Origin of the sequence: Actinokineospora diospyrosa (assembly GCF_024171925.1) — a bacterium.
GTDB classification, from domain to species: domain Bacteria; phylum Actinomycetota; class Actinomycetes; order Mycobacteriales; family Pseudonocardiaceae; genus Actinokineospora; species Actinokineospora diospyrosa.
Map to the genome: position 1 here is coordinate 133,706 of NZ_JAMTCO010000002.1, position 16,280 is coordinate 149,985.

The 16,280-nt window shown below is 70.2% G+C and carries 8 protein-coding genes; 3 read left to right on the forward strand and 5 right to left on the reverse strand.

Annotated elements, in window-relative coordinates:
- Positions 1-231 precede the first annotated feature (231 nt).
- Both LV75_RS03160 and LV75_RS03165 read left to right on the forward strand, forming a co-directional pair.
- On the forward strand, positions 232-5,796 hold the full coding sequence (locus tag LV75_RS03160) for a LamG-like jellyroll fold domain-containing protein (protein WP_253885094.1): 5,565 nt from the start codon (positions 232-234) through the stop codon (positions 5,794-5,796).
- A gap of 333 nt (positions 5,797-6,129) precedes the next feature.
- On the forward strand, positions 6,130-7,356 hold the full coding sequence (locus tag LV75_RS03165) for an SGNH/GDSL hydrolase family protein (RefSeq protein WP_253885095.1): 1,227 nt from the start codon (positions 6,130-6,132) through the stop codon (positions 7,354-7,356).
- Positions 7,357-7,496: 140 nt separating this feature from the next.
- On the opposite strand, the gene LV75_RS03170 is transcribed toward LV75_RS03165, so the two are convergent.
- The 5 genes from LV75_RS03170 to LV75_RS03190 all read right to left on the reverse strand — a co-directional run bounded on the left by LV75_RS03170 (position 7,497) and on the right by LV75_RS03190 (position 14,776).
- Entirely contained in the window at positions 7,497-10,028 is a 2,532-nt protein-coding gene (locus tag LV75_RS03170; protein WP_253885096.1) for an NACHT domain-containing protein, read from the reverse strand.
- A gap of 329 nt (positions 10,029-10,357) precedes the next feature.
- Entirely contained in the window at positions 10,358-11,203 is an 846-nt protein-coding gene (locus LV75_RS03175) for a DUF72 domain-containing protein (protein WP_504923256.1), read from the reverse strand.
- 320 nt (positions 11,204-11,523) lie between these two features.
- Positions 11,524-12,708 carry an FAD-dependent monooxygenase gene (locus tag LV75_RS03180; protein WP_253885098.1) on the reverse strand — a complete coding sequence of 395 codons (1,185 nt, stop codon included), beginning with the start codon at positions 12,706-12,708 and terminating at the stop codon, positions 11,524-11,526.
- The gene (locus tag LV75_RS03185) at positions 12,690-14,147 is read right to left on the reverse strand and encodes an MFS transporter (RefSeq protein ID WP_253885099.1); all 1,458 of its coding nucleotides are present in this window, start codon (positions 14,145-14,147) and stop codon (positions 12,690-12,692) included. Before LV75_RS03185 ends, LV75_RS03180 begins: the two co-directional genes overlap by 19 nt.
- Positions 14,148-14,239: 92 nt before the next feature.
- On the reverse strand, positions 14,240-14,776 hold the full coding sequence (locus LV75_RS03190; RefSeq protein WP_253885100.1) for a MarR family winged helix-turn-helix transcriptional regulator: 537 nt from the start codon (positions 14,774-14,776) through the stop codon (positions 14,240-14,242).
- Positions 14,777-15,335: 559 nt separating this feature from the next.
- On the opposite strand from LV75_RS03190, the gene LV75_RS03195 reads away from it, so the two are divergent.
- Positions 15,336-15,743 carry a hypothetical protein gene (locus LV75_RS03195; RefSeq protein ID WP_253885101.1) on the forward strand — a complete coding sequence of 136 codons (408 nt, stop codon included), beginning with the start codon at positions 15,336-15,338 and terminating at the stop codon, positions 15,741-15,743.
- Positions 15,744-16,280 lie beyond the last annotated feature (537 nt).

The window sequence follows — 16,280 nt, forward strand, 5'->3', positions numbered from 1 at the left end:
GCAATAACGAGCGATGCGGACTCGTAGTCTGTTAAGCATTTTCCCGTCCCGGTTCGCATGCTGCCCGCCTACCAGATCCAAGGCCCACAAGGGAAGCGTCGGGGACGTTGAGCGGCGCTAATTGCCGAATTGAGCGCGTGTGCGCGGTAATGCTTCCCTGTGGCGCGGCAGGCGGGTTAAGGTCCAGGCACTTCTAGATGTTGCGCTGACAAGAAAGCCTGGGGTTTCACGATGCGCAGAACGTCCCGGATGTCGCTGCATGCTGCCCGACAACGGATAGGACTACCCGCCACGCTCCTGCTGGCCGCGGTCGTCGGGGCGGTGGGCCTGTCGATCCCCGCCCAGGCGGCCACCCCCGCCGCACCCCCGCCCGCCGCGCCCGCGGCGCCGACCGCCGCGGAGGACAGCGCGCTGCGGCAGGCCAAGGCCACCGGCAAGCCGGTCGAGGTCCTCGGGCGGACCACCGAGACCACCCAGGTGCTGGCCCAGCCGGACGGCAGGTTCGTCCTGGAGTCGAGCGCCGCCCCGCAGCGGGTCAAGCGCGACGGCAAGTGGCTCGCCGTCGACAGCACCCTGCGCACCACGCCCGAAGGCACCCTCGCCCCGGCCGCGACCCCGCTGGACGTGGCGTTCTCCGCGGGTGGCACCGCGCCGTACGTGACGCTCACGTCGCCGACGGGGGAGGGGCGGGTCGAGCTGTCCTGGCCGACGCCGCTGCCCGCGCCCGAGGTGCGCGGCTCCTCGGTGACCTACCCGGCCGTGCTGCCGGGCGTCGACCTCGTGCTGACCGCCTCCGACCTCGGCTACTCGCAGGTCCTCGTCGTGCGGGACGCCACCGCGGCGGCCAACCCGGCGCTGCGGGAGATCAAGGTGACCTCCCGGGCCACCGGTCTCGCCCTGACCAGCGGCGCCGACGGGGCGCTGACGGCGGTCGACGGCACCGGCAAGCCGGTGTTCCGCGGCTCGACGCCGACCCAGTGGGACTCCAGCACGCCCGCTGGCCACAGCAAGCCCTCCGCCCAGGACCCCGAGGGCGGTCGGGTCCAGCGCGTCGATGTAGCCGTCAAGCAGGTAGCCGTCACCAAGGTGGCCGAGCAGCAGGGCCGCGCCGCGGGCAAGGCGGCGAAGGTGGAGACCGGCGAGGTCACCGTCCGCCCCGACATCGCCGCGCTGACCAAGCCGGGCGTGGCGTTCCCGGTGTACGTCGACCCGTCGATGACCGGCAACCAGCTGGCCTGGGGTGAGACGACCCAGAACGGCTGGAACTACTTCAACGCCAACATGGACGCCCAGGTCGGCCGCTGCAACAACAGCAACAACGACTGCGGCAACCTCACCACCGCCCGCTCGTACTTCCGCTTCAACACCGCCGAACTCGCCCCGCGCGCGGGCTGGCCCGCCGTGGTGTGGAAGGCGCAGGTGTCCACCACCCAGACCCACGGCGCGCACCTGTGCGTCGCCGAGTCCGTGCACTTGCGCCGCACCGGTGTGTTCACCAGCGGCCTGAGCTGGAACAACCCGGCGGTGGAGGGCGTGCTCGACACCAGGGCCTCCGGCGCGGGTGACCAGTGCGGCGGCGCGGGCGGCGTGCTGTTCGAGTCCGACAGCCTCAAGGACTACCTCCAGGCGGCCTCCATCGGCTCCTGGCCCGACATCCACGTGGTCCTCACCGCCCCGGACGAGGGCAGCCAGCTGCAGTGGAAGAAGTTCGCCACCTCCGGCGCCGCGGCGCCCAAGGCGATCGTGGAGTTCAGCTTCCGCCCCAACCAGCCCACCGGCCTGGCCGTCCCGAGCGCCTACCTGTGCAGCGCCACCGCGACGACCGGTACCGCCACCCCCACGCTGACCGCGACCGCGACCGACAACAACAACCCCACGCTGCCGATCGTGCTGCGCTACGAGGTGTTCAACAGCAACGGCATCCAGGTCGCCAACTCCGCTGACTCGGTGCAGATCGCTTCCGGCACAACGGGAGCGTGGACCACACCACCGCTAGGCGATGGCATGTACCGGTTCCAGGTCGGTGCCATCAACCAGTACCCCGGTGTCCCGGCCCGGTACCTGTGGGGGCCCGCGTACTCGACCTCGTACTACTTCATCGTCCGCACAACACCGATCCCGGCGACACCGACGATCCGCAGCATCGACTACCCCGCGCAGAACTGGGGCGCGACCGCGAACAACCCGGGCACGTTCGTGCTCTCGGACCCGACCAACCCCGACGTCCTCGGCTTCAGCTACTCGTTCACCGGCCCCGGCACCCAGACCATCCCGGGTCCGGTCGACTGCGAGATCGACCGCCAGTTCGGCACCACCGGCGGCTGGGTGTCGGGCAAGGTCAACGTACCGATCCGGGTGCCATCCGGCCTGAGCCCCGGCTACCACACCTTGCACGCGCGCAGTTTCGACAGCGCGCTCAAGTTCTCACCCGAGCAGTCATACCAGTTCTACGTCGCCCCGCCCAGCCCGTTCGCCTCGACCAGGATCGAAGCCGAGGCGATGACGTTCTCGCAGCCGGGTGGGCAGAACGTGCCCGTCACCAACCAGCTCGCCTGTTGCTGGGTCACCTGGTCCGGCGGCGCGCAGGTGCACTTCCAAGGCACGGCGGTCAACCAGCAGTTCTCGCTGGGGTTCACCGTGGCCACCGAGCGCGACTACGAACTCGGCCTCGGCGTGACCCGGTCGATGGACTACGGCCAGACCCAGTACTCCATCGACGGGGTGGCTCTTGGCCAGCCCACCGACACCGGACCGGTCGGCTCCTTCGACCACTACGACCCGGTGGTGCGCACGCGGCAGATCTCGTTGGGTACCAAGCGGCTCACCGCGGGCGCGCACACCCTCACGGTGAAGTTGACCGGCGCCAACGCGGGGGCCGTCGGTGACCGCTTCCACGCGGGCATCGACTTCCTGCAGCTGAACCCGACCGGTCGCTTCGAGGCCGAGCAGGCCAGCCAGGTCACCCCGACCCAGCCCGCGGGCCAGAGCATGGCCGTCGCGCCGCAGAACCAGGCCGGGGGCACGGCGTCGTGGTCGGAGGGCGCGCAGTTGGCGTTCGACGCGACCGCGGACAGCGCCTCGGTCGAGCTGGCCGTCAAGATCGCCCAGGAGGCCGACTACGCCCTCGGTGCCAACCTCACCAAGGGGCCGCAGCAGGCCAAGGTGGCGATCTCGGTGAACGACGTCCCGTTGGCCACCACGGACACGACCCCTTGGGACGGCTACCAGGCCGCGGCGGGCACGGCGTACCTGCCGCTGGGCGGTGTGCACCTGACCGCGGGCACGCACAAGGTGAAGTTCAAGGTGTCCGGTCGCCACACCTCGGCCACCGGCTGGAAGGTCGGCGTCGACTACCTCAGCGCGGTCGCGATCGGCGCCGCCACCGCGGCCGACTTCGCCTCGGCGATGAACAACAACGGCATCGCCCCCGAGGGAACCGGGTCCGACCTCGACGGCAGCGGTGTCAAGGGCATCTCGGCGCAGACCATGGCCGCCGCAGGCCTCGCCCCCGGTGCGTCGCTGACCGTTGACGGCGCGACCTTCGTGATGCCCGCACACCGGCCCGACGGCAACGACAACGTCGTCGCGTACGGCCAGACCATCCCGCTTCCCGTTGCGCAGCAGGTGAAGTCCAGCGCCATCGGCCTGCTCGTGGTCAACACCTGCTACAGCAGCCCGCAGCGCGCGGGCGGGGTCAACTACCTGGACAACACGACCGACCGGCCGCAGTTCCCGCCGGTGCCGGACTGGTTCATGGGCTCCAGGGAGACCGCGCAGGTCGTGTTGCCGCACTTCACCCTCGGCACCGCCACGAGCACGGCGGGCCAGCCGCGGCTGTTCACGATCTTCGTGCCCGCCGACCCGACCAAGGTCGTCAAGTCGGTGACGCTGCCCAATTACGGCACGACGTTCATGCCCGGTTGCGTTGGTGCGCCTGCCATGCACGTGCTCGCCATCGCACCGCGCCCGGTCGCCACCGGCTGGCTCGGCGCGTGGTCGGCCCCGGCGGACACCATCACCGCCCCGCCGGGTGGCGCGGGTCTGGCCAACCAGACCGTGCGGACCGTCGTGCACCCCACCGTCACCGGCTCGCAGGTGCGCGTGACGCTGTCCAACTCGCTCAACCCCAACCCGATCACCGTCACCAAGGCCTCGGTCGGCGCGCAGAAGGGCACCGGGGTCGAGGCCCTGGCCACCCCGACGGCACTGGCCTTCGGCGGTACCGCAGCGGTGACCATCCCGGCCGGTGGTGAGGTGACCAGCGATGCGGTCGCCTTCCCGGCGACCGCGGGCGGCACCGGCAACCTCGTCGTCAGCGTCCACCACGCGAGCGCGGTCGGCACGATCCCGGTGCACGCCAACGCGACCGCGCCGGTGCGCTTCGGGGCGGGCGACCTGACCGCGGCGACCTCGCCGAGCGGGTTCACCACCGCGGCCACCGGCAGCTACCTGCTCTCCGGCGTCCAGGTGTCCACATCGGACACATCGGCGGGCACGGTTGTCGTGCTGGGTGACCAGTACGCCGCCGCAGCTGGCGCGGACGGCACCGCCGGGCACCGCAACACCTGGGTCGACCGGCTGCCCGGCACGCTCAACACGGCCGGGGTGCCACTGCCCGGCAGCATCGTCAACGCCAGCCGCACCGGTCTGGCCGCCACCTCGGCGTGGAAGATGGCCGAGACCAGCGGTACGACGCTCAACGACGCGGCTGGGTCCGCCCCGGCGACGTTGGCGGGCGGCTACACCCGCACCACCGACCGCGGCGGGGCGGTGGACTTCAACGGCACCACCGGGGTCGCCGCGACCAGCGGCGCGGTGCTCAACACCGCGCGCAGCTACACCGTCTCGGCGTGGGTGAACCTGGAGTCCACCGCGGCGACCGCGACGGTGCTCGCCCAGGGCGGCACCGCGACCGGCTCGATGATGTTGCGCTACTCGCAGCCCGCCAACGCCTGGGTCCTGGTCGGCCCGGCGACCGACAGCGCGGGGGCCGCGACGGCCACCGTGGTCGGCCCCGCGCCCACGCTCAACACGTGGACGCACCTGGTCGGCACCTACGACAGCGCCACCCGGCTGCTTTCGTTGTACGTCAACGGTCAGGCGGTGGGCTCGCCCACCGTGTCGACCGCCACGTGGACCGGCACCGGCCCGCTGGCGATCGGCGGCCTGAAGCTCTCCGGCGGCGCGGTGTCGACGTACTTCCCCGGCTCCATCACCGATGTCCGCCTGTTCGAGGGCGCGTCGACCGCGGTGGACGCCAAGGTGCTGCACCGCGGTGACTCGGTGGCGGGCGCTCAGACCGGCGTCGGCTCGGCGTCCCTGGTCGACGCCGCCGAGACGCTCAACCGGCACGTCTACGGTCAGCCCAACCTGCGCACCGTGGTCGTCGCCCTCGGCGCCAACGACGTGCTGGCGGGGCGGTCGAAGGACGACATCCTGGCGGGTTTCCGCTCGGTGATGCACCAGGCGAACGCGGGCGCCCTGCGCAACGTCCGCCGCTCGGACGGATCGCTGGTGCACGTGATCGTCACGACGATCCCGGCTCTGGGCCTCGCCCCGTCCGACCCGCGGGAGGTGGTCCGCCAGCAGGTCAACGCCGCCCTGGTGATCGGCTACACCGACCAGGGCGCCGACGAGATCGTCGACATCGCGGGCGAGGTCGCCGATCCGGCCAACACCAACCAGGTCAAGCCGAGCTACCTGACCGCGGGCGTGCTCAACGACGCCTACTTCACCGCGGTCGCCGTCGCCATCGGCGTGGCCGCCTCCACCTTCCCACCGAGAGCGCAGTTCTAGCGTCTCCGATCGAATGCCTGGGGCGGGGTGGACGGCAGTTGTCCACCCCGCCCCAGGCGTTCCACGACACCCGGCTCGGAGCGCCGAGCCGGTGGACAACCGGGGTCGCCAGTTCATCCACTGTGGACAGCAGTGCTCCCCGGATCGGGTCCGCGGTCCCCGGGCGGTGAGCCCGCGACGATCACCACGAGGTCACCTGGCCGGGGCGCGGCGTCGACTGGTCGACCTGGCGGCACCGGGCAGGGTTCGGCCGAAAGAGTGCTGGAGGGCGGCCCGCGGTGCCGGTAGGTTGATCTTTGGTCTGAACCACAACGGCTATCGGGGGTAGCGCGGATGAACAGGCTCGTCGTGCTGGCGTGCGCGGTCGTGGCGGGATTGGTGGCGGTGGCGCCCACGGCCACCGCGGAGTCGGGGCGGGGGTGGGCGGCGACTTGGGCGTCGTCGCCGCAAGAGCCGCACCCCCTGGTCAGCCCGGTGTGGGCGGTCGACGGCTTCGACAACGACACCGTTCGGCAGGTCGTGCGGATCAGCGCGGGTGGGCCCGCGGTGCGGGTGCGCCTGTCCAACGCCTTCAGCTCCACCGCGTTGACGGTGGGCGGGGCGACCGTCGCGCTGGCCGCGGACGGCGCGGCCGTGCGGCCCGCCACGGTGCGGAACCTGACCTTCGGTGGCAAGCGGACCGTGGTCGTTCCACCGGGCGGTGAGGTCGTCACGGACCTCGCTCTCCTGCCCGTGGCCCCCTTGCAGCGGTTGAGCGTGACGCTCTACTTCCCGACCAGGACCGGCCGGGTCACCGGCCACACCTTCGCCGACGCGTCGAGCTACCACGCCCACGGTGATCACCGGGCGGACGTGGGCGCGGGTGCCTTCGGTGAGTCCACCCAGTCCTTCTACTACGTCAGCGGCGTCGACGTGGTCGACCTGTCGCCGCGGCGCGACGTGGTGGTGGCCTTCGGCGACTCGATCACCGAGGGCGCCGGGTCCACGCCGGACGGCGACAACCGCTACCCGGACGAACTGGCCGAGCGCCTCAAGGGCCGGGTGCCCGTGGTGAACGCGGGCATCGGCGGCAACCGGGTGCTCAACGACTCCACCTGCTTCGGCGACCGCGCCGTCGACCGCTTCGCCCGCGACGCGCTCGCCCAGCCCGGGGTGCGCACGGTGATCCTGCTCGAGGGCATCAACGACATCGGCATGAGCGAGATCGACTTCGAGTGCGCGCTGCCCAACACCCGGGTCACCGCCGCGGAGGTGATCGCCGGTTACCGGAAGATCATCCGCCAAGCCCGGGCGAAGGGCGTCCGGATCATCGGCGGCACCCTGCTGCCGTACAAGGGCTCGGACTACTACCGCCCCCGCGGTGAGGAGGTCCGCGACCAGGTCAACACCTGGATCCGCACCTCCCACGAGTTCGACGGCGTCGTCGACTTCGACCGCGCCCTAGTCGACCCCGCCGATCCGGACGCCCTCAACCCCACCTACGACAGCGGTGACCGCCTACACCCCAACGACGCAGGCCACCGCGCAATGGCCCAAGCCGTCGACCTGGCACTGCTGTAGGGCGCACTGGGAATCGCTCGGCCCTCCGCCGTGCGCTCGCGCTGGTCCGCGGAACTGGTGGTCTCGCAGGTCAACGCGAGCCCGGTCGGCTGGTCCGGCGGGAACCCGCGCGCGGAGATCGCCGGATCCCGGAGCCATGATCACGAAGCGCGGTCCCGCGCCGCGTTCCACTCCCCGCGCAACGTCGCCATGCTCCGCACAGCCCTGTCCAAGGTCGTCATCCTGCTGAAGAGGTAGGGCTGGCGGATGACCCGTTGGATGTCGACGCCGGACAGCGGACGTCGCATGAGGTAGCGCAACCTGTCGTCCAGCCGGACCGAGAAGTACCCGATCACGAAGCCCAGGGGGATGCCCGCGCACCCGGTCCAGGTCAAGCCGAGCGCCCAATCGAAGACCCGTGACGCGACCAACAGCGCTATTGACGCCACCACGAGCACGACACTGGTCCCCGCCGTGGCACCGGCGACCTGGGCGGCGCGGGCAAGCGGCCGCAGGTTGGCGCGGACCAGGTCGACGGCCGGGAACTCACCCGCGGGAGCCGCGAGCAGCGTCCGTTCGAGGCACACCACGTACATCGAGGTCTCCTCCGTCAACCGGACAACCCTGCTGACCCGGCGCTGCATGGGGTCCTTCACGGGCCACGGGTTGCGCGCCTCGATGTCGCTCAACGCCTTCGCCGCCATCGTGTAGAGCAGCGACGCCTCCGCCAGGATCGGTCGCCAGCGCTCGTCGCGCCCCGCTTCGAGGCGTTGCACCGCCAGGTTCAGGAAAGCGTCGTCCTGGCAGCACCCGACCAGCAGTTGCGGGTGTTCCTCGAGCATGTCGACGCCGACGTGGTCGGCGAGTCGGAACGCCGCGGTGGCGTCCTGCTTCGCGTATGAGCTGAACACCCTGACGAGCACCCCGCGGTTGTCCTTGACGATGCTCGCGAACAGCTGCGCGAGCCTGGTCTCCCGCTCGCCCAGTCCCGTCCAGGCGAGCTGGTCGCGAACCACCACGGTGAACAGCTGCAACCTGCTCAGCTGCGGGGTGTTCCAGTCCTGCTCCGCCCGACTGGTCAGGTACGCCTTCTCCGCCGCGAAGTAGCGCTCCCACTCGGGTCTGTCGTACATCTGCGTCTCGAGGAAGCACCGGCCGAGGACGAGCTGGTCACCCAGCGCCGCGATCGTGGCGAGCACCTCCGGCCGGTCGACCGCGCGCATCAGCCCGTGGGCGAACGGGATGGTCTCGACCAGGCGCGCCCGCGCCTGGGGTTCGCCGGACGCGACGAAGACCTGGTGCCGGTCGAGCAGCGCGCGCCAACCCCGCCGCTTGTACTCGACGGCGTGCACCGCGGCGAGGAACTCGCAGAACGTGAGGTGGATGAACCGGAACGTCTCGTCCGGGCGCTCCATGGTGAAGATGCCGGTCTCGGTGGACAGTTCCTTCAACCGGCGCCACGCGTCGACCTCGTCGCACTGCCAGACCCGGCCCGCCACCTTGACAGCCTGGTCCCAGGACAACGAGTTGGCGGGCTGCGTGTCGTCGGTCAGGTTGCTGTACGCCAACTCGCCGAGGATCGCCTCCCGCTCGGCGCGCCGCCTGCGGCCCAGGTCGTCGCCGGTCTGCCGCCGCCTGCGGGTGATCAGCAGCTCGGTGACCACGCTGCGGTAGAACTCGGTCCGGGTGTCGGGCAGCTCCTCGCGCCGCGACTCGCGGTGGTACACCACGTACATGGCGAGCACCAGCGGGTTGGTGCACATCTCGCGCAGGGTCGGCCGGTCGGACAGGTCGGCGTAGACGCGCTCGACCTCCGAGCGCTTCTCGAACGGCCACTTGCGCAGGAAGACGTAGATCTCGTTGGGCGTGAACGGGCGGACGTGCAGCGTCTGCGGGAACGACCCGCCGAGGTCGTACTGGACCTCCTGGTAGAACTGGCTCCGCATGGTCACGATCATCGTGTTCCAACTGCTGCGGCCCGCCAGCAGCGCCGCGAGCCCGCGCAGGCCGGAGGCCACCGCTGGGTAGCGCTCCCGGGACACCTCGTCCAGACCGTCGAGCAGGACCAGGACCCCGGTACCGCTGACGACCGAGTCGAAGAACGCGGCCATCTCGAAGCCCTCCACCGCGGTGACGGTGCCGCGCACCCGATCGAGCAGCCACTCGCCCGCCTCGGCGTCGCTCTGGAACGCCTCCGGCGGGTCGAGGGTGCGCAGCTCGAGCCGGACCGGCAGCCACCACTTGCGCGGATGCCGCCGGGCCTGCCCGCACATGTCCCGGAACAACCACAGGACCAGCGTCGACTTACCGGACCCGGGATCGCCGACGACTAGCAACCGACGTCCCGCGTCCAGCAGGGTCGCGTGGGTGTAGGTGGTCTCGTTGCCCGCGACCTCCAACGACAGCGGCACGAAGACCTCGTCCACCGGCAGCGACACGTTCCGCTTGCCCGGCACCTGGAGGTACTTGGTGGCGTCGGCGTCGAGCCAGACCTGGCAGTAGCGCTTCATGCTGACCTGGGAGCGGACCTTCGGGCCCGCGAACCGCTCCGCGCCCCAGAAAACGGCGTCGACTAGGAAGCGGCCGTACTTGCCGAAGAACCACTTGGTCTTGCGCACCACGTAGAGCGTGATGCTCAACCCCCCGACGCCCGCGAGGATCCACAAAAGCACACCTTGGCTGAAGAACGTCATTCCGACGGCCCTTCGACGAGGCGACGCGAGCCCTAGATCATATCCTCGGCCGATCCTCCGCAAGAGGACAGAACAACGACAAATGGCACCGGAACCAGTGCCTTCGCAGCACTCGGCTCGCGCGGTCTCCGGTGAACGATCCTCACCGCCGCGGGTCGGGGGAGCGAGGTCAACCGCCTGCGGTTGGCAGCACGAGGATCGAAGGGTGTGCCGGGTCGTGGAAGACCTCCTGCTCGGCGGCGCGGGTGGTCGACCAGCAGGACGGTGCCGTTGCAATGCGACCGTATTGCAACGGAGGCGGTGGGTGACCTGCTCGATCGCGGCGCCGCTCAGAACAGGGTGGCGGGCTCCACCGGCTCGGGCTCGGGCAGCGCGTCGAGGCCGGGGACCAGCTTTCGCACGTCGTCGTGGAATCGGCGGGCGAGTGCGGGTGCGTCGTCGTTGTCGGGGGTGTGCAAGAAGACCGTTGGCGACCGGCCCTCGCGTAGCCAGCTGGCGACCACCTCGGTCCACGGTTGCCAGCCCTCGACCGTCTCCTCGATCGAGTCCCGGCCGAGGTAGCGGACAATCGGCTGGTCGGTCAGCGCCTGGGTCCGCCGTGGTAGCCGAGGTTTCTTGGCCCAAGCGTCCTGCTCGGCCTCGCTGGTCGGCGGCCTCTGGAAGAAGACCGTGGTGTCGAACGGCACCCACTCGGCGTTCGCATGCGCGAGAGCTCCCTCCAGCATCGCCCCCGCGTCGGCGAAGAACTCGGGGTGACGCACCTCCACAGCGCGCCTGAGGCCGGCGGGGAGCCTGCGCAGGAACCGCCCCAGAGCATCGACGTCCGACGGCCCGAATGAGCCGGGTAGTTGGGTCCACAAGACCGCCCGCTCCCCGAGGGGCTCGATCGCGTCCAGGAACGCCCGCATCTCGCTCTCAACCCCGACCAACCGGCGCTCGTGCGTGACGACCTTGGGCAGTTTGACCACGAACCGGAAGTCGGGACCGGTCTGCTGTGCCCAAGTCTCCACAGTCTTCCGCGTGGGGATCGCGTAGAAGGTGGTATTCCCCTCAACCGCGTTGCACCACCCGGCATACGCCCGCAGACGCTCCTTGGCAGGCAGCGACGGCGGAAAGAACCGCCCAGGCCACACCTTGTGCGTCCACATCGCGCACCCCACCCGCAGCCCCGCCACCCTGCCCCCTCAACCCCGCCTTCACGACCTGCCGCCCGCAACCGCGCAGGATCACCCGACTCGTACAGGATGCACTCCGCTGAATCGGCCGCTGACAGGGGAGTGTGCGGCTAGTGGCTCGACTCAGAACGTTGGCCGTGTATCGGCGGGTCCACGGCGTGGCTGGCAAGGCGCCGGAACGTCCTCGTACTGGGTGTACTTGGGCGTTTCCGGCAACGCCGCCAGGCGCGTCGTGGGCGGGTCGAGACATGGTCGACGTTCTGGGTCGCGCCACTAGATCCACGTCGTATTGCCAAGTCGTCCGCGCGCGGGCTGGGTGTTCAGGGCGAGGTCGGGTAGGTGGGGAGGGTGATGGCGTCGGCTGGGGGGTTGGTGAAGCGGGAGGTGAGGCGGCTGGCTTGGGGGGTGCTGGCGAGGGCGGCGGCGGTGGTGAGGAGTCGGATGCCGGTTCGGGTTTTGGGGGCTGCTAGTCGAGGGGCGAACCACGAGACTTTTTGGGCTTGGGTGACGTAGGGGCGCAGGATGGCTTCGTATGAGCGGAAGGCGTCGCGGTGGTCGGTGTGCCTATCTAGTTCGCCTGCGAGGACGTAGGCGCCGACTAGGGCGAGGCTGGTGCCCATGCCGCTGAGCGGAGAAGCGCAGTAGCCCGCGTCCCCGACGGCGGCGATTCGGCCGCGGGACCAGTGTTTGAGGTGCATTTGCCCGACGGACTCGAAGTAGAAGTCCGAGGAGCTGTCCATGCCATCCAGGACGCGAGGGGTTTCCCAGCCCGCGTCGGTGTAGTGGTCGCGCAGGAACTGCTTCTGGGACGGAGATCGCAGCTGGTCGAGTCCTTTGTGGCCGATGAGGAACGAGAACGACGCGCGGGTGGTTCCTTGGTTGTCCGGGCGCAGGAGGACGACCCGGCGGCCGGGGGCGTTGTACCAACGCGCCCAGCCGTCGTCGGATTCGGTGCGGGGGATGGTGAAGTACGCGGTGTAGAGGCCGAAGGACCGGGTGCGGGCGATGTCGGCGAAGACGAGGTCCCGGGTGCGGGAGCGGAACCCGTCGGCCAGGACGACGAGGTCGAAGCGGCGGTCGGGGCCGGTGCGGAAGGTGACGTCCACGCCGTCGCCGGTCTCGGTCAGGTCGGTGATCTCGTCGCCGAACACGTACTCGATGTCGTCGCGTGTCCGCTGGTAGAGCAGGTCGGCCAGTTCGCCGCGCAGCAGTTCCAGCTCGGTGACGAACCCGTCCCCGTCGCTGCCGAACGACGCACGGACGCGGTTGCGCCCGTCGACGAAGCGCACGCCCGCTTCGTGGGTGATGCGCTCGCGGACCGCATCCCCCAGCCCCATGCGTTCGATGACGGTGCGGCCGGCGCCGCGCAGGTCGACCGTCTGCCCGCCGAGCCGCATCTCGGCGGCGCGTTCGACCACGGTCGGGGTCATCCCGTACCGGTGCAGCCAGAAGGCCAGCGCGGGCCCGGCGATGCTGGCGCCCGAGATCAAGACGTTGCGGGACATGGGATCTCCTCCTCCGCGACAACGGTGTCCTCGGGGCGGGCCCGACGGGGGAACAGCGGTGAGATGAGCAGGAACAGCCCGATGATGATCGCCTGGACGACGAGGGCGTCGCGGAAGCTGTCAGTGGCCCGGTCCGCGAGGGCACCGGCGAAGAACACGGTGCTGAACACCGCGACGCCGACCGAGCCGCCGATGGACTGGACCGCTGACAGGACGCCGGACGCGGAGCCGACCTCGTCATCGGCGACGGCGCCGAGGACGGTGTTGAACACCGCGGCGATCACGATGCCCGCGCCGATCCCGGCGACCACGCTGCCGGGCACGATCCGCCAGATCGTGAACTCGCCGGTGCCCGCCAGGGCGAGCCACAGCCACGCGATCCCGGCGAACTGGACCACGGCGCCCACCTGCAGCACCGCGCGGCCGAGTTTCGCGGCGAGCAGCCCGCCGCTGATGCCACCGCCGATGGCCGTGCCCAGCGCGACCGGGAGGTTGCCCAACCCGGCCTGCCCGGCGGTGAAGCCCTGCCCGATCTGCAGGAAGAACGTCAGCACCAACTGGGTGCCGATCAGGCCGCCGAAGAACAACGCGACCGCGACCAGCCCGACGGTGAACGCGGACTTGCCGAACAGGCTCGGGGTGACCAGTGGGGTGCGGTCGTGGCGCACCATTCGGCGCTGCCACAACGTGAACGCCACGTAGCCGATCGCTGCCGCGGTGAGGGACAGCCAAGTCCACAGTGGCCAGCCCGCGGCTTGCTCTTCGTTGAGCGGGAGGACGAGCAGCGCGGAGGCACCGGCGACGAGGACGGCCCCGACGATGTCCACCCGCAGCGACCGGGTCTTCGCACCGCTGGGCACCAGCCGCCACGACAGCGCGAGCGCGGCGAGGCCGACCGGCACGTTGACCAGGAACACCAGCCGCCACCCGAGGCCGAACAGGTCCCAGTCCACGAGCGCGCCGCCCAGCACCGGGCCCAGCACACCGCCGAGCCCGAGCACGGGACCGAACACGGCGAAGGCCTTGGTCAGCTCGCGCGGGGTGAGGTTGTCGCGCAGGATCCCCAACCCCTGGGGCAACATCATCGCCCCGGCCACCCCCTGGACCAGCCGGAAGGTGATCAGCAGGCCGGTGCTCGGGGCGACCGCGCACAGCAGCGACGCGGCGATGAAGCCGATGAGTCCGAAGAGGAACACCGGGCGGCGCCCGTAGCGGTCGCCCAAACGCCCGCCCAGCACCAAACCCGCGCCGAGGGTCAGCGCGTAGCCGCCGATCACCCACTGCAGCCCCACCGGGCTCGCCCCCAACGACCGCTCCAGCGCCGGACCGGCCACGTTGACGATCGTCGAGTCCAGCAGGTCCATCAGCTCGACGACGAGCACCGTCGCCAGCAGCCACCACACCGACCTCGGCCGGGTGGTCTTCTCGGGCACAGCCATGTCCGTTCCTCCGAACGTGCTTGAGCAACGCGGTCAGACCGGGGACGGCACCGGCACGAACCGCGTGGATGTTGGGATGCCCGCGGGCGGGGTCAGTCGCGGGGCAGGGCGTCGGCGGTATCTGTGTAGATCCGCACGACCCCGGCCAGGAAGTTCTCCACCGCGTCCCGGTCGCCGGGACTCAGCCCCTCGACCAGGCTCTCGACGCCGCTCAGCAGCGGGGTGAGGTGCTCGAAGATGCGGGTCATCGACTCCTGGACGGGCTCGACCAGCACCTTGCGGCGATCGGTGGCGTGCGGGCGGCGCACGACGTGCCCCGCCTTCTCCAACCGGTCCACGATGTGCGTGCTCGCCGCCGTCGACACCCGCAGCCGGTCGGCGAGGTCCTTCGCGGTCAGCGGGCCTTCGCTGGTGAGGTGCTCCATCGCCGCCAAGCCCGTGGCGTTGACACCCAGCGCCCCGCTGAGCCGCTTCTCGATGACCCGCGTCAGCGCCCCGACCTCCTGCAGGCGCTCCATGACCGGGTTGCCCACCCCCGGCGAGTCGACCCGCCACCTGCCCGCGACCTGGTCGGCGGCCACGGCGGGCGCGGTACCTGCGCGGTCGGCATCGGGTGCTGGAGGAGTCATAGCGAAAAGGCTACCAAACTAAGTCACTAACCAAGTTAGTTAGTTTGTGTGAGTGCGGCCACCCTGCGCCGCCCACCCCGGTCGTCAGCGCGACTCGTCGGGCGGACCCGAGTGGGTGGCGGTTTGAGCGCACCGGTATGTACGTGTGGCGGAGCACGGTGTTCTGCGGCCCACCCGATGCCCGCCATGGCCACAGTGGACACCGCCGCCCTGGTAGAGGCGGTCCGCGAGTGCAGCGCAAGCCCCGGAACACATGGACGGCCCCGCCCTCATCCACACCGACCTCACCCCAGCGAACTTCCTCACAGCCGACACGGCGCGAGTGATCGACTGGGCGTGGTGGCGAACCGGCGCCACATGGATTGACCCCGCCTTCGTCTTCATCCGACTCATCGCCGCCGGACACACCCCAACCCGAGCCGAACAGTGGGCAACCAGGGCACCCGGCTTCCGCGACGCGTACCCCGATGCTCTGCACTCCGGAGCCCGCCCCGGTACCGCAAGCGGTTGGTGGCCGGGATGCTCAAGGGTGGTGGGCGATGATGCACCGGTGAGCTGTGTGACGAATGTGATGGTCTCGGTCGACATGGGGGACAGCCGTGTTGTGGAGCTGTTCAACGAGTGGTGCCGGGCCGACCTGCCGAAGCGGAACGACCCGGGGCGACGGGGTACCGGGTCGCTTCGTTTGATCACCGGGGAGGGCACGCAGTGGGGTGGCCCGCGATACCCGGAGTGCGTCGTCTGGGCGGGCACGCTCAACCACGCCGACCTGGGCGCGGTGGTCGACTGGTTCCGCGGGGCGCCGTGGCGGTACCCGAACCAGTTCCAGCTGTTCTTGTTGGATCAAGAGCAGGCGTTCTTCCGAGTCTGGATGATCCGGGAAGGTGAGATCAGGCAGTACGCCCCCACGGTCCCACACGAGGACGACGACGATTTCGACCCACCGGACGACATCTTCCCCGGGTAGGTCCTGAGGCGCCTGTCCGAAGCACCGGAACCGTTGCTACAAAGCCTGTTCGAGGCGGTCAGCCTGTCCGTCGCGCCCACCGACGACGGCGCCCACGTCACCATCAGCGTCCGCCTACCGGGCGACACCCTCCCGGAGATCATCAGCACCGCCGAGACCATCAACACCATGATCGACAAACACGAAACGCCCGGCCAGGACGGCTCAGGCGCTTGTGGATGCTGTACGTGCCCCCGGTGCGATTCGAACGCACACTGGACGGATTTTGAGTGCATCCAACTGACCGGCACTGACCAGCAAGAACGCTGGAACCAAGGGGGATTTGGGGGCATATCGGGGGAGTAGGTGTCTTCACACCCCCCACGGGGGCCACCCGATGACGCCCCAGCGACGTCGGGCAACTCCGCAAGCCGAACCCGCGTGGCCACCAAGTGAGCCCGCCAGCCGCTCCGTACGATGCCACGGTGCGGCGCAGGCACGGAGACGACACCCCTGAACCAGTGACCGCGAAAGTGAATGAAAACGGAAGTCCTGGCG

What these genes read in the sequence shown, in the direction of transcription:
- LV75_RS03160 (WP_253885094.1), top strand. Translation starts at nt 232, where the DNA reads ATGCGCAGAACGTCCCGGATGTCGCTGCATGCTGCCCGACAACGGATA.
- LV75_RS03165 (WP_253885095.1), top strand. Translation starts at nt 6,130, where the DNA reads ATGAACAGGCTCGTCGTGCTGGCGTGCGCGGTCGTGGCGGGATTGGTG.
- LV75_RS03170 (WP_253885096.1), bottom strand. Translation starts at nt 10,028, where the DNA reads ATGACGTTCTTCAGCCAAGGTGTGCTTTTGTGGATCCTCGCGGGCGTC.
- LV75_RS03180 (WP_253885098.1), bottom strand. Translation starts at nt 12,708, where the DNA reads ATGTCCCGCAACGTCTTGATCTCGGGCGCCAGCATCGCCGGGCCCGCG.
- LV75_RS03185 (WP_253885099.1), bottom strand. Translation starts at nt 14,147, where the DNA reads ATGGCTGTGCCCGAGAAGACCACCCGGCCGAGGTCGGTGTGGTGGCTG.
- LV75_RS03190 (WP_253885100.1), bottom strand. Translation starts at nt 14,776, where the DNA reads ATGACTCCTCCAGCACCCGATGCCGACCGCGCAGGTACCGCGCCCGCC.